Genomic DNA, 12,823 nt, shown 5'->3' with positions numbered 1-12,823 from the left:
GAGGAAGACCCATGACGTTGTTTGCCCGTCTCATTGCCGCGGCGCTTGTCGTCGCCATGCCTGTCGTTGCGATCGTCGGGCTCGCCGCTCCACTGGCCGCCGCCGATGGTCCGGTCCGGCTGGTCGTGCCGTTTGCCGCGGGCGGGCCGACCGACGCGCTCGCCCGCCATCTGGCCGAAGGCTTGCGTGCCCGGCTCGGCCGCGCGGTGGTGGTCGAGAACAAGGCCGGCGCCGGCGGCAATCTCGGCGCGATCGAGGTGGCGCGGGCCGAGCCCGACGGCACGACGATCCTGTTCGGCACGTCCGGACCACTGGCCATCAATGTCAGCCTCTATCGCAACCTGAGCTACGACCCGCTGACGAGTTTCGAGCCGGTCATCATGATCGGTGCGCTGCCCAATGTCCTGGCGGTGAACCCGAAGGTGCCGGCGCGCAGCCTCGCCGAGCTCATCGCTTACGCCAAGGCGCGGCCGGGCCAGCTGTTTTTCGCTTCGTCCGGCAATGGCGCGTCGTCGCATCTCGCCGGCGTGCTGTTCAATGGCGTCGCCGGTACCGAGATCAAACACGTGCCCTATCGCGGCACCGGCCCGGCGCTGAACGACCTGATCGCCGGCCATGTCCAGATGACCTTCACCGATGTGCTGACCGCCGGACCACATATCCAGGCCGGCACGATCAATGCCATCGGCGTGACGACGCTGGAGCGCTCCGGCGCCATGCCCCAGGTGCCGACACTCGCCGAACAGGGACTGCCGGGTTTCGACGTCAGCGTGTTCTTCGGCATCGTGGCGCCAAAAAACACGCCGCCGGCGGTCATAACGGCGTTGAACCGGGCTTTCGTGGCGTCGATGGCCGATCCGGCGCTGGCGCGGGTGCTGGAAACCCAGGGCATCATCCGTGACAAGGACGTCACGCCCCAGCGGCTCACCCAGGTCATGCAGCGTGAAATCGCCAAATGGCGGACGGTCGTGGCGACATCGGGCGCCCAGCTCGACTGACGGCGGACTGGCCGGCGCGCTATTTGAGTGCGTCGGCGCCGGCCTGGGCGATCAGGCCGTCCTCGTTCGACTGGACGCCCGAGACGCCGATCGAACCGATCTGCTGGCCGTTGACGACGATCGGGATGCCGGCTTCCAGCGGCACCATGCCGCGCAGCGCCAGCAAGCGGATGTTCAGGCCGCCCTGGGCGAGCGCCTGTTCGGCGCCACGTGTCGAGGCGCGATAGAGGCAGGCCGAATTGGCCTTGTCCTGCGAGACCGCGATGCCACCGAGGTTGGAATTGTCGATCCGGTGCAGCAGGACGAGGTTGCAGCCGGAATCGACCACGGCGATCGAAACCGTCCAGTTGTTCTTGCGCGCTTCCGCTTCCGCGGCAGCGACCACACGTTTGGCCTGGTCCAGGGTGATCGGCGGACCGTAAGGCGAGCGCTGCACCTGCGCCTGGGCGGGGGCGGCGAAAGTGGACGCGGCAAGCATGCCGAATGCCAGCAGTTTGGTATTCATCGTCTGGTCTCCCGGGACAGCGCGGCCGTCGCGCTGCGGATGTCCAAACCGACCCTCGGTTTGGCGCTGAATGGACGCTAATCCGGGACGAATGACTGCACAATTCTGGGAAAATGAGATATATCATCCCATATTCGGGACGATGATGACCCGCATGCGCAGAGGGTGCAGGAGCCAATGCTCGATCTCAACGATCTCCATTTTTTCGCGCGGATCGTCGAGTGCAAAGGCTTCACGGCGGCCAGCCGGACACTGGGCGTGCCGAAATCCAACCTGAGCCGCCGGATCATCAGGCTGGAGCAGCAACTCGGCGTCCGGTTGATCCAGCGAACCTCGCGCCACTTCGTGGTGACCGAGATCGGCCAGGAATTCTATCAGCATTGCCGGGCGGTCAGCATCGAGGCTGAAGAGGCGGAGCATGCGGTCAACCGCCGGCTGGCCGAGCCGGCGGGCCTGGTGCGGCTGAGCTGCCCGGTGGTGTTCGGGCAGCACGTGCTGGCCGAGATCCTGCCGGGCTTCATGCGCAGCTATCCGAAGGTCCGGGTGGTCCAGCGGCTGGCCACGGCCGGTTCCGATCTGATCAATGAGGGGTTCGACGTGGCCCTGCGTGTGCACGGTCCGCCGCTGGCCAGTTCTGGACTGATCCAGCGCACCGTCTGTCGGGTGCAGCAGGTGCTGGTGGCAAGCCCCGGCTTCGTTGCGGGTCTCGGCCGCCTGGACGGCCCCGACGATCTTCGTGGCGTGGCGGGTCTGGCCCGCGATGCGGCGCTCGACGAACCGGACTGGCGGTTGCGGCACGACGACGGCCGCGAGGTGCTGGTGCCGTTCCAGCCGGTCTTCTACAGCAATGACTGGCTGGTCCTGCAGAAGATGGCCGTGGCCGGCTTCGGGGTCGCTGCCATTCCGGCCCATGCCTGCCGGGCGGAGCTGGCGTCGGGAGCCCTGGTTCGGCTGTTGCCGGACTGGCGGGGCGACCAGGCCTCGCTGACCTTGCTGACGCCGTCGCGGCGCGGCGCGCTTCCAGGGGTGCGCGCGCTGGTCGAATTCCTGCTCAAGGAATTGCCGCCGGCGATCGAACCCGGCTCATTGAAATCGGCCTCGGCCATGGTGTGGCCGATCGCCGCGCCGGGCAAGCGAGACAGGCAAAGTTAACGGCTTGATATTAAGAATGAATCGTCGTTTGCCTTTAAAAGTAGATATTCCGCGCTAGATCTGCCGCCATGCTGGTTCCGATTGACGAGACAAATATGGAGAGCGTGCATGCTTTGCTTGCGCGCGGCTTTCCGTCTCGCCACCCCTCATTCTGGGTCGACGGCCTCAAGCGGCAGGCGGATCATCACGCCCGGATCCAGGCCGGCCCGGTGGGGCAGATCCTGCGTGTACGCGGCGCCGATGTCGGGGTGATCCTGACCATGCGCAGCCGCCGCGCCGATCCGGATGGCCGGCAACGCAAGATCGTCAATCTGTCGAGCTGGTATGTCGATGAAGTGCATCGATGGCTGGCGCCGAGCATGCTGAAGGCGGTGCTGAGCGAGCCGGAGACGATCTATACCGACTTGACCCCCAGTGACAGCGTGGAGCGATTGAACGCGCGCCTCGGCTTGACCCTGTGGAACGACGGCGTGCTTCTGGTCGCCTTGCCGTTCTCGGCGCTGCATCGGGACAAGGCCGGCGCGCGCCTCGTCGGTCTCGAGCAATTGCCGCGGGATCGTCTCTCCGGCGCGAGCTGGACCATGCTCGAGGACCACGCCGCGATGGGCTGCATCACCGCGGCGCTCGATCTCGACGGCAGGCTCCGGCCGCTGATTTTCGCGCGGACCCGTCGCAAGGGCCTGCCCGCCGCACGGGTCATCTATGCCGACAGCAAGAGCGACCTGAAGACGGCGATCGGTGCCGTCTCACGGTTCCTGCTGTTGCGCGGCATCGTGTCGCTGGAAATCCCGGCCCGGCACGGCGAACATCTGACCGCGTCACGGTTCAGCCGCGGCATGCGGCCGACCTTCGCCCGCGGGACGATGGACCCCGACACCATCGATCACGCCTATTCCGAGTTTGTCCTGCTTCGATACTGACCCGTGCAAGTCCGATCCATGTGCCACGCGAGCCCGAATACGATGTCCGAGATCGACACTGTTGATGCCAAGGCGGTCATCCGGGATTTCCTGCTGAAGCGTTTTCCCGGCCTCGGCTCACGTCCTTTCGACGATGCGACTTCGGTGCTGACCAGCGGGGCGGTCGACTCGCTCGGCGTGCTCGACCTCATGGGCTTCATCGAGGAACGTTTCGGCATCGAGATTTCGGATCAGGATTTCGACCCCGATAATTTCGAGACGGTGGAGCAACTCGCACGCTTCGTCGGGCAAGCGCGGCGGTGATGTCGCCGCCCTTCCTCGTGCATCATCTGATCGGCGCCGGGCCGGCCGGTGCCGCGGACCGCGTGGCGCTGATCGATGGCATCAGGTCGATGTCTTATGGCGCCTTGCGGGCGCAGGTGGAACACGGCGCCGGCGTCCTGCGGCAGCTCGGTCTCGGGCGCGGCGATCGGGTGGCGATCGTGCTGCCGAAATCCATCGAGGAATGCTGGGCGATCTTCGCCACCAGCCGCGCCGGCGGCGTCTTCGTGCCGGTCAACAGCCTGCTGCAGGCCGCGCAGATCCAGCACATCGTCGCGGATTGCGGCGCCCGCATCGTGCTGACCAACCAGGCGCTGGCGCCGCGGCTGCGCGAGGCCCTGGCGGATCTCGACGGCCCGTCCCTCTATCTGGTCGATGCCCCGCTCTGGACGCCCAAGCCCGATCAGGCCGCGGCCGCCGGCATGGTTCCACCGCCGCCGCGCGATCAGGCGATCGGCGAAGATCTCGCCGCCATCCTCTATACCTCCGGCTCCACCGGCCGCCCCAAGGGCGTCATGCTGAGCCATCGCAACCTGATCGCCGGCACACGCATCGTCCGCACCTATCTCAAGCTGACCGCGGACGACCGCATCCTGTCGATCCTACCGTTCAGCTTCGACTACGGCCTGAACCAGTTGCTCACCGCGGTCGAGCAGGGCGCGGTGCTGATCCTGCTGACCTTCCGGTTCGGCGACGAGATCGTCGCGACGATCCGCGACCAGGCGGTGACCGGCCTTGCTGGCGTGCCGACGATCTGGGCGATCCTGACGCGCGCCAGCCCCTCGCTGGCGCGCACGGCCTTGCCGTCGCTGCGCTACATCACCAATTCCGGCGGCGCGGTACCATCCGAAACGGTCAAGCGGTTGAGGACAAGGCTGCCGGAGACGCGCATCTACCTGATGTACGGGCTGACCGAAGCATTCCGCTCGACCTACCTGCCGCCGGACGAGATCGATCGCCGGCCAACCTCGATCGGCCGGGCGATTCCCGAGACGGAAATCTTCGCGGTGACCGCCGAGGGCCGGCGGACCAAGCCGGGCGAGCCGGGCATTCTGGTGCATCGCGGCCCAACCGTGTCGCTCGGCTATTGGAACCGGCCTGATGATACTGCCGAGGTCTTGAAGCCGCATCCCTTCGTCGCCGCGGAACAAGGCGGCGAAACGGTCTGTTATTCCGGCGACCTCGTCTTCGAGGATGACGAGGGCTTCTTTCATTTCGTCGGGCGCCGCGACGCCATGATCAAATCAGCCGGCTATCGGATCAGCCCGACCGAGGTCGAGGAGGTGCTGATGGCGACCGGCGCCTTCGTCCAGGTGGCGGTCGTCGGGCTGCCCGATCCTTTCGCCGGGCAGAAGGTGCATGCGGTCGGGGTGGCCAAGGCGGCCGAAGCCGATGCCGAGGACATCCTGCGGACGGCTGCGCTGCATCTGCCGCCCTACATGGTGCCGCGCGCGATCGACTGGGTCGATGCCCTGCCGGTGACGCCGAACGGCAAGGTCGACTATCGCGGCCTGGTGGCGGAGCGCAGCCGTGGCGCGCAGTGATCCGACGCATGCCGCACGCCTGGCCGCAGCGGCATTCGCGGTGCGCGGGCAGGACTTGCTGGTCGGCGATCTCGCGGTGCGCGAGCTCGCTGAGCGCTACGGCACGCCGCTTTATGTCTATGACGCCGCCGTCATGCGCCGGGCCTATGGCAAGCTCGCCGAAGTCCTGTCCGGCTTCGCCAGCATTCACTATTCGATCAAAGCCAACCCGAACCCCGGGGTGATCGGCGTCCTCATCGGGCAAGGCGCGGGCGTCGAAATCGCCTCGCTCGGCGAATATCGCCTGGCCCGATCGGCCGGCGCCGATCCAAGCCGCATCCTGTTCGCCGGGCCGGGCAAGCGCGCCGAGGAGCTCGCCGTCGTGCTGCGCGAGGGGATCGGTGAAATCCACCTGGAAAGCCTGGAAGAGATCGCCCGTATCGAACGGCTGATCGAGGCCGGGGGCGTGCCCGCGCCGGTGGCCATCCGCTTCAACCCGGTCGCCGAGGTGCAAGGCGGCGCCATGCGTATGGGCGGCCGCCCGGCGCCCTTCGGTTTCGACGAGGAAGAGCTCGACGGAGTGGTCGACCAGGTCGAGGCGAGCGCCGCGTTCGATCTCAGGGGCGTGCACATGTTCGCCGGCACCCAGATCCTCGATGCCGACATGCTGGCGGGGCAATGGGCTCACGGTCTGGCTGTCGCCCGCCGGGTCGCGGCACGCATCGGCCGGCCGCTCAAGACCATCGATCTCGGCGGCGGGCTCGGCATTCCCTATTATATCGGCGAGGCCGCGCTCGACCTCGAACGATTGGCCACCCATATCCCGGCGCTTGCAGAGGCGCTCGCGGCCGATCCGCTGACCCGCGACGCGCAGGTCGTGGTCGAGCCCGGGCGGTTCCTGGTCGGCCCTGCCGGTGTCTATGTGGCATGCGTGCTGGCGGCCAAGACCTCCCGCGGATCACGCTTCCTGGTGACCGATGGCGGCATGCATCATCACCTCGCGGCATCGGGCAATCTCGGCCAGATCATCAAGCGCGACTACCCGGTGCTGGCGCCGGCCCGCATGGGCGAACCGGCAACCGTGACGGCGAGCCTCGCCGGACCGCTCTGCACGCCGCTCGACATGATCGCCCGCAAAGCCGAGCTGCCCGACCTGCGGGAGGGCGATCTCGTCGCGGTGCTGCAGTCGGGCGCCTATGGCCTCAGCGCCAGCCCGGTGAACTTCCTCGGCCACCCGCTGCCGCGGGAAGTGCTGGTGGACGGCGGCGCGGCGCGGCTGATCAGCTGCTGACGGTGGATGCCGCGCATCGATCCTGGGAAACTCCGTCCGCCTGGCGGACGTCAGTGCGGGCTGGTGGAGCTGGGGGGATTCGAACCCCCGACCTCTGCAGTGCGATTGCAGCGCTCTCCCATCTGAGCTACAGCCCCGGCCCGCGAGCGCGCTTTTTAGGGTGAGCCGTTGTCCTGGTCAAGGACCGTTCTCACGGCTCGGCGCGGGAAGTTTGGGCGGCCGGATGAGGCCGCCCGGCCGGTCACATGTTCTGTCCGTGGCAATGCTTGAACTTCTTGCCCGAGCCGCAGGGGCAGGCTTCGTTCCGGCCGACTTTGCCCCAAGTCGAAGGGTCGTTCGGGTTGCGGTCGATCGCCGCCACCGCATCGCCGGCGGCGAGCGCCTGGAAGCCGCCCGAGGGTGCGCCCATGGAGGCGAATTCATCAAGCCCGGTCATCGGGTCGATATGGTGCGCGCTCATCGGCGGCAGGTCCGGCATCGGCGGCGGCTCCTGCAGCTCGACCAAAGCGAGCTGCTGGGTGGTCATCTCGCGCAGCCGCTCCATCAGGCTCTCGAACAGCTGGAAGGCTTCCGACTTGAACTCGTTCAGCGGATCGCGCTGGGCATAACCGCGCAGGCCCACCACCTGGCGCAGGTGGTCGAGCTGGACGATATGCTCGCGCCACAGGTGGTCGAGCACCTGCATGACCACGGCCTTTTCGATCTGGCGCAGGATGTCCGGCCCGAAACGCGCGGCCTTCGAGGCCATCATCTCGTCGGCGGCGGTCTTGATGCGCTCGATCACCTCTTCGTCGGCAATGCCCTCTTCCTTGGCCCAGTCCTGGACCGGCAGGTCGAGATTGAGCACCCGGTAGACCTCGTCCTTCAGCTTGGCGGTGTCCCATTGCTCGGCATAGGCATCCGGCGGGATATGCTGGTGGACCAGGTCCTCGATCACGCCATGGCGCATGTCACCGACCATTTCGGACAGGTCTTCCTGGCTCATCAGGTCGATGCGCTGCTCGAAGATCACCTTGCGCTGATCATTGGCGACGTCGTCATATTTCAGCACGTTCTTGCGCAGGTCGAAGTTGCGGGCTTCGACCTTCTGCTGGGCTTTTTCCAGCGCGCGATTGATCCAGGGATGGACGATCGCCTCGCCTTCCTTCAGGCCGAGCTTGGTCAGCATGCCCTCCATGCGGTCGGACCCGAAGATGCGCATCAGGTCGTCCTGCAGGGACAGGTAGAATTTCGAACGGCCGGGATCGCCCTGCCGGCCGGAACGGCCGCGCAGCTGGTTGTCGATGCGCCGGCTCTCGTGGCGCTCGGTGCCCATGATGTAGAGGCCGCCGGCGTCGAGCGCGCGCTGCTTCAGTTGGCCGACCTGTTGGCGGATCGCCTCGGCCTTGGCATCCTTGTCCGGGCCGTCTTCGAGTGCTGCGAGCTCGACCTGGATGCGCATGTCGGCATTGCCGCCGAGCTGGATGTCGGTGCCGCGGCCAGCCATGTTGGTGGCAATGGTGATGGCGCCGGGGACGCCGGCCTGGGAGACGATGAAGGCCTCCTGCTCGTGATAGCGGGCGTTCAGCACGGCGAAGACCTTTTCGCCGGCGCTGCCCTGGTCGCCGTCATAAAGCGGTGCGAAGGCGGCGGGGTCGTCGAGATCGACCTGGCGGAAGCCATGCTGCTTCAGCATCTCGGCGAGCGTCTCGGATTTTTCGATCGAGGTGGTGCCGACCAGCACGGGCTGGCCCTTGGCGCGTGCCAGGCCGACCTCGGTGATGATCGACTGGAACTTCTCCTCGACCGATTTGTAGACCTCGTCGTCCTCGTCGATACGCGCCAGGCCCCGGTTGGTCGGGATCTCGACCACTTCCAGCTTGTAGATGTCCATGAACTCGTCGGCCTCGGTGGAGGCCGTGCCGGTCATGCCGGCGAGCTTCTTGTACATGCGGAAATAGTTCTGGAAGGTGATCGAGGCCAGCGTCTGGTTCTCGGGCTGAACCTGGACGCGCTCCTTGGCCTCCAGCGCCTGGTGCAGGCCTTCCGAATAGCGCCGGCCCGGCATCATGCGGCCGGTGAATTCGTCGATGATCACCACTTCGCCGTTGCGGACGATATAGTCCTTGTCGCGCTGGAACAGCCGGTGGGCCTTGAGCGCCTGATTGACGTGGTGGACGGTCGAGACATTCTCGACGTCGTAGAGCTCGCCCTTCAGGATGCCGGCCTCGGCCAGCAGTTTCTCGATCTTCTCGTTGCCGGTCTCGGTCAGCGCGCAGGTGCGCTGCTTCTCGTCGATCTCGTAATCTTCCTTGGCGAGCAGCGGAATGAACTTGTCGATGGTCGCGTAGAAGTCGGAGCGGTCGTCGAGCGGGCCGGAAATGATCAGCGGCGTGCGCGCCTCGTCGATCAGGATACTGTCCACCTCGTCAACGATGGCGTAGGCGTGGCCGCGCTGCACCATCTCGGCGACCGAATATTTCATGTTGTCGCGGAGATAGTCGAAACCGTACTCGTTGTTGGTGCCGTAGGTGATGTCGCAGGCATAGGCATCGTGACGCTGGGCATCGTCGAGGCCATGGACGATGACGCCGGTGGTCAGGCCGAGGAACTTGTAGATCCGGCCCATCCATTCGGAGTCGCGCTTGGCCAGATAGTCGTTCACCGTGACGACATGGACGCCCTTGCCGGCGAGCGCGTTCAGATAAACCGCCAGCGTCGCGACCAGGGTCTTGCCTTCGCCGGTCTTCATTTCCGCGATGGCGCCCTCGTGCAGCACCATGCCGCCGATCAGCTGGACGTCGTAGTGGCGCTGCTTCAGCACGCGCTTGGCGGCCTCCCGGACGGTGGCAAAGGCCGGCACCAGGATGTCGTCGACAGTCTTGCCAGCGGCAAGTTGAGCCTTGAATTCGTCGGTGCGCGCGCGCAACGCCTCGTCGGACAGCTTTTCCAGCTCCGGCTCCAGCTTGTTGATCGCGTCGACCTGAGGCCGGTAGCCCTTGACCCGACGGTCACTGCTATTGCCGAAAATCTTGCGGAAGATCGGACCGAACATGAGTAATCCTTCGCTTGAAGCCGATGCTGACAGGTTCCGGCCGAACAGATGGGTCGCAGCGCCCCGCCTTCCGGTTCATTGCATCGGCCCCACAAGGCAGGTTGAGGGACGCCCCGTGCGCCCCGTCGTCGTTTCCCGGCGGGATATATCCCCGGGAGCGTGCAAAGCCACGCTCTAACGGAGACGTGCGACAGATATGGACGGGGGCATGGGTTGTCAATTCGGCGGGAACCGGGCATTCCTGCCGCAACCTGCGGACTGCTCTCGCGTTATGTTCCCTAGGGTCCTTGCCCTAAATGCGCCACGCGAGCCCGCGAAGACGCGTCGTTTCCCAGACAGAGGCTGCTTTCCGATGACCGTTCGTCTGCCCATTGTCCTCGTCGCCCTGTCGATGGCGCTCGCCGGACCCGTGGCCGCCCAGGCTCCCGCGCCGGCGGCACCGGCGCGTCCCGCGCCCTCGGCTCCAGCCACGCCCGCGGCTCCAGCCGCCGCCGCGCCGTCCCCGGACCGGGTGCTGGCGCGTGTCCAGGGCATCGAGATCCGGCAGGCCGATCTCGATGCGGCCGAAGAGGATATCGGCGGCCAGGCCACGGCCCAGATGAATCCCGACCAGAAGCGCGACTATCTGCTCGGCTTCGTCATCGACCTGACCATTGCGGCCAGGGCAGCAGAAGGTCGCGGCATCCAGAACGGTCCCGATTTCGCGCGCAAGATGGTCTATTACCGCAACAAGCTTCTGGTCGAGTCGCTGCTGGCCGCGGAAACCGCGGCGCGGGTGACCGAAGCCGAGATGCGCAAGATCTATGACGAGCAGCGTGCCCGCATCACCCCCGAAGAAGAGGTGCGCGCTCGCCACATCCTGGTCGAGACCGAGGAGGAAGCCCGCGCCATCATCGCGCAGCTGCGCGGCGGAGCCGACTTCGCGGCGCTCGCCAAGGAGAAGTCGAAAGATCCGGGCGGCGCCGAGGGCGGCGACCTCGGCTTCTTCACCAAGGCCCAGATGGTGCCGGAATTCGCCAATGCGGCCTTCGCCATGAAGCCGGGTGATGTCTCGACCGATCCGGTCAAGAGCCAGTTCGGCTGGCATATCATCAAGCTGGAAGAGCGCCGGCCGCGTGCCATTCCGACCTTCGAGCAGGTCAAGGGCCAGATCGAGGACTTCCTCACCCGTCGCGCCCAGGCCGATCTGGTCCAGAAGCTGCGCGCCGAGGCCCAGGTCGAGCGGCTGGTGCCGCCGGCGGCGCCGGCCATGCCGGTGATCCCGGGCGCGCCGGCAACCCCGGGGGCTGCGCCGGCGCCTGCCGCGCCGGCGACACCCAGGCCCTGAAGCCCAGGCGCCTTGGGCGCAGCACGCGTCGAGATTTCGGGCCGGCCGCCTCGTGCGGCCGGCCCTTTTTTCATCGACAAACGCCCCCTCCGGCTCGAACCGTTTCTTAACAGCGCTTCGGCTATGCCTGGGCCGAAGCTCAGCCGGATCGCCGGTCCTTGAGCTCGAGGATCTGCTCGTGTCGGTAATGGGATCTGACGAAGCGCAGATGGGGCGCGACGCAAAGACGTTGCTGTCGCCGAAGGGCATCGTCGAGCGGTTTCGTGCGGTGCTGACCGATTCAAGCCACCAGTCGATCGCCCAGCGTGTCGCCGGCACGGCCTTCGTCATCCGGGTGATGAGCGCCGCGATCGCCTATGTCAGCCAGGTGCTGATGGCGCGCTGGATGGGCAGCAACGAGTTCGGAACCTATATTTCCGTCTGGGTCTGGGTGCTGCTGCTCGGCCATATTTCCAATGCGGGCCTCGCTTCGGCCGCCCAGCGCTTCATTCCGGAATATGGCGAAAAGGCCGATCAGGACGGGCTGCGCGGCTTCATTGCCGGCTCGCGCATCATCGGCGTCCTGGCGGCAACCATCGTTGCCGGCCTCGGCCTGCTGGTGCTCTGGCGCTTCGGCCATCTGGTCGCACAGCCGATGCTGATGCCGCTGGTGCTGGCGGCGATCTGCCTGCCGCTCTACGTGCTGACCGACATCCAGGACGGCATTGCCCGGTCGTATAACTGGACCGACCTGGCCCTCGGGCCGCCTTATCTGATCCGGCCGGTCCTGCTGCTCGCCGGCATGGTGGTCGGCTATGGGCTCGGCCTGGTCGCCGACGCGGTCACCGCCATGGCCTGCGCCGTCATCGCCACCTGGACCACTGCGATCATCCAGTTCTGGCTGATCCAGCGCCGCCTCGCAGGCCAGGTGCCGGCCGGCCCCAAGCGGGTCGAGGCCGGGTTCTGGCTCAGGACCTCGGCGGCGATCTTCCTGGTCGAGGCCTTCTACATGGCACTGACCTATACCGACGTGATCCTGCTGAAGCAGCTCAGCTCGGCCGAGGAGGTCGCGATCTATTGGGCCGCGGTCAAGACGCTGGCGCTGGTTGCCTTCATCTATTTTTCCGTAGCGGCGGCCGCCGCCCACCGCTTCAGCGAATATCATGTCGCCGGCGACCGCGAGAAGCTTGCCGCCTTCCTGCAGGCGTCGATCCGCTGGACCTTCTTCCCCTCGCTTGCCGCCACCATCCTGATCCTGGCACTCGGCAAGCCGTTCCTGATGCTGTTCGGCCCGGATTTCGTCAAAGGCTATCCGGCCATGTTCGTCGTGTCGGCCGGTCTTCTCGCCCGCGCCGCGGTCGGGCCGGTGGAACGGCTGTTGTCGATGTCCGGCCATCAGGGCGTCTGCGCGCTGATCTATGGCGCGGCCTTCGCCACCGCCGTGATCCTCTGCCTGGTGCTGATCCCGCGTTTCGGCATGATGGGCGCTGCCACCGCCACCGCCATCGCGCTGACGCTTGAATCGGTGCTCCTGTTCTGGATCACCCGGCGCCGGCTCGGCCTGGCGGTATCGTTCTGGGCGAAGCACAGGCCGGTTTCGGCGGCGTGAGGCGAGGAGCGGGCGATGGCGGCCGATGTTCTGACCCAAGGCCCTCTGACCCAAGGCCCTCTGACCCAAGGCCCTCTGACCCAAGGCCCGCGGCGAGAGGCCGATGGCGCAATCGGCAGTCCGCCGCTCCAGCCTGATATCGCGACCGGCGGATTGACCGGTGG

Annotated in this window: 10 protein-coding genes and 1 tRNA gene; 8 read left to right on the top strand and 3 right to left on the bottom strand. The window is 66.5% G+C overall.

What is annotated here, in order from left to right:
* The first annotated feature begins 11 nt into the window (after positions 1-11).
* The gene (locus E8M01_RS09140) at positions 12-998 is read left to right on the top strand and encodes a Bug family tripartite tricarboxylate transporter substrate binding protein (RefSeq protein WP_136959833.1); all 987 of its coding nucleotides are present in this window, start codon (positions 12-14) and stop codon (positions 996-998) included.
* Positions 999-1,017: 19 nt separating this feature from the next.
* On the opposite strand, the gene E8M01_RS09135 is transcribed toward E8M01_RS09140, so the two are convergent.
* Positions 1,018-1,503, bottom strand: a complete 486-nt coding sequence (locus tag E8M01_RS09135) for a GlcG/HbpS family heme-binding protein (protein ID WP_246088658.1) — start codon at positions 1,501-1,503, stop codon at positions 1,018-1,020.
* Between the two features lie 177 nt (positions 1,504-1,680).
* On the opposite strand from E8M01_RS09135, the gene E8M01_RS09130 reads away from it, so the two are divergent.
* The 5 genes from E8M01_RS09130 (at position 1,681) to E8M01_RS09110 (ending at position 6,710) form a co-directional block, all read left to right on the top strand.
* Positions 1,681-2,655, top strand: a complete 975-nt coding sequence (locus E8M01_RS09130) for a LysR substrate-binding domain-containing protein (RefSeq protein WP_136959832.1) — start codon at positions 1,681-1,683, stop codon at positions 2,653-2,655.
* Positions 2,656-2,750: 95 nt separating this feature from the next.
* A complete protein-coding gene (locus tag E8M01_RS09125) occupies positions 2,751-3,575 on the top strand; it encodes a hypothetical protein (RefSeq protein WP_136959831.1) in 825 nt (274 codons plus the stop codon).
* A gap of 42 nt (positions 3,576-3,617) precedes the next feature.
* The gene (locus E8M01_RS09120) at positions 3,618-3,878 is read left to right on the top strand and encodes an acyl carrier protein (RefSeq protein WP_136959830.1); all 261 of its coding nucleotides are present in this window, start codon (positions 3,618-3,620) and stop codon (positions 3,876-3,878) included.
* Positions 3,878-5,440 carry an AMP-binding protein gene (locus E8M01_RS09115; RefSeq protein ID WP_136959829.1) on the top strand — a complete coding sequence of 521 codons (1,563 nt, stop codon included), beginning with the start codon at positions 3,878-3,880 and terminating at the stop codon, positions 5,438-5,440. The genes E8M01_RS09120 and E8M01_RS09115 overlap by 1 nt, the downstream gene beginning before the upstream one ends.
* Positions 5,427-6,710 (top strand): type III PLP-dependent enzyme, encoded by a 1,284-nt coding sequence (locus E8M01_RS09110; RefSeq protein ID WP_170181839.1) that lies wholly within the window; start codon positions 5,427-5,429, stop codon positions 6,708-6,710. Before E8M01_RS09115 ends, E8M01_RS09110 begins: the two co-directional genes overlap by 14 nt.
* A 61-nt stretch (positions 6,711-6,771) precedes the next feature.
* On the opposite strand, the gene E8M01_RS09105 is transcribed toward E8M01_RS09110, so the two are convergent.
* A tRNA-Ala gene (locus tag E8M01_RS09105) sits at positions 6,772-6,847 on the bottom strand.
* A 104-nt stretch (positions 6,848-6,951) separates the two neighbouring features.
* Entirely contained in the window at positions 6,952-9,744 is a 2,793-nt protein-coding gene (gene secA / locus E8M01_RS09100) for a preprotein translocase subunit SecA (protein ID WP_136959828.1), read from the bottom strand.
* Between the two features lie 352 nt (positions 9,745-10,096).
* Here secA and E8M01_RS09095 point away from each other — a divergent pair, with 352 nt between their 5' ends.
* Both E8M01_RS09095 and E8M01_RS09090 read left to right on the top strand, forming a co-directional pair.
* A complete protein-coding gene (locus E8M01_RS09095) occupies positions 10,097-11,071 on the top strand; it encodes a peptidylprolyl isomerase (protein WP_136959827.1) in 975 nt (324 codons plus the stop codon).
* Between the two features lie 208 nt (positions 11,072-11,279).
* Positions 11,280-12,659 carry a lipopolysaccharide biosynthesis protein gene (locus tag E8M01_RS09090; RefSeq protein ID WP_136959826.1) on the top strand — a complete coding sequence of 460 codons (1,380 nt, stop codon included), beginning with the start codon at positions 11,280-11,282 and terminating at the stop codon, positions 12,657-12,659.
* The last annotated feature ends 164 nt before the right edge of the window (positions 12,660-12,823 follow it).

Origin of the sequence: Phreatobacter stygius, from assembly GCF_005144885.1 — a bacterium.
Taxonomy (GTDB): domain Bacteria; phylum Pseudomonadota; class Alphaproteobacteria; order Rhizobiales; family Phreatobacteraceae; genus Phreatobacter; species Phreatobacter stygius.
The sequence above is the reverse complement of the archived record's forward strand: the minus strand, read 5'-3'. Positions and strand labels throughout refer to the sequence as shown.

What these genes read in the sequence shown, in the direction of transcription:
- E8M01_RS09115 (WP_136959829.1), top strand. Translation starts at nt 3,878, where the DNA reads ATGTCGCCGCCCTTCCTCGTGCATCATCTGATCGGCGCCGGGCCGGCC.
- E8M01_RS09090 (WP_136959826.1), top strand. Translation starts at nt 11,280, where the DNA reads ATGGGGCGCGACGCAAAGACGTTGCTGTCGCCGAAGGGCATCGTCGAG.
- E8M01_RS09095 (WP_136959827.1), top strand. Translation starts at nt 10,097, where the DNA reads ATGACCGTTCGTCTGCCCATTGTCCTCGTCGCCCTGTCGATGGCGCTC.
- E8M01_RS09135 (WP_246088658.1), bottom strand. Translation starts at nt 1,503, where the DNA reads ATGAATACCAAACTGCTGGCATTCGGCATGCTTGCCGCGTCCACTTTC.
- E8M01_RS09140 (WP_136959833.1), top strand. Translation starts at nt 12, where the DNA reads ATGACGTTGTTTGCCCGTCTCATTGCCGCGGCGCTTGTCGTCGCCATG.
- secA (WP_136959828.1), bottom strand. Translation starts at nt 9,744, where the DNA reads ATGTTCGGTCCGATCTTCCGCAAGATTTTCGGCAATAGCAGTGACCGT.
- E8M01_RS09125 (WP_136959831.1), top strand. Translation starts at nt 2,751, where the DNA reads ATGGAGAGCGTGCATGCTTTGCTTGCGCGCGGCTTTCCGTCTCGCCAC.
- E8M01_RS09120 (WP_136959830.1), top strand. Translation starts at nt 3,618, where the DNA reads ATGTCCGAGATCGACACTGTTGATGCCAAGGCGGTCATCCGGGATTTC.
- E8M01_RS09130 (WP_136959832.1), top strand. Translation starts at nt 1,681, where the DNA reads ATGCTCGATCTCAACGATCTCCATTTTTTCGCGCGGATCGTCGAGTGC.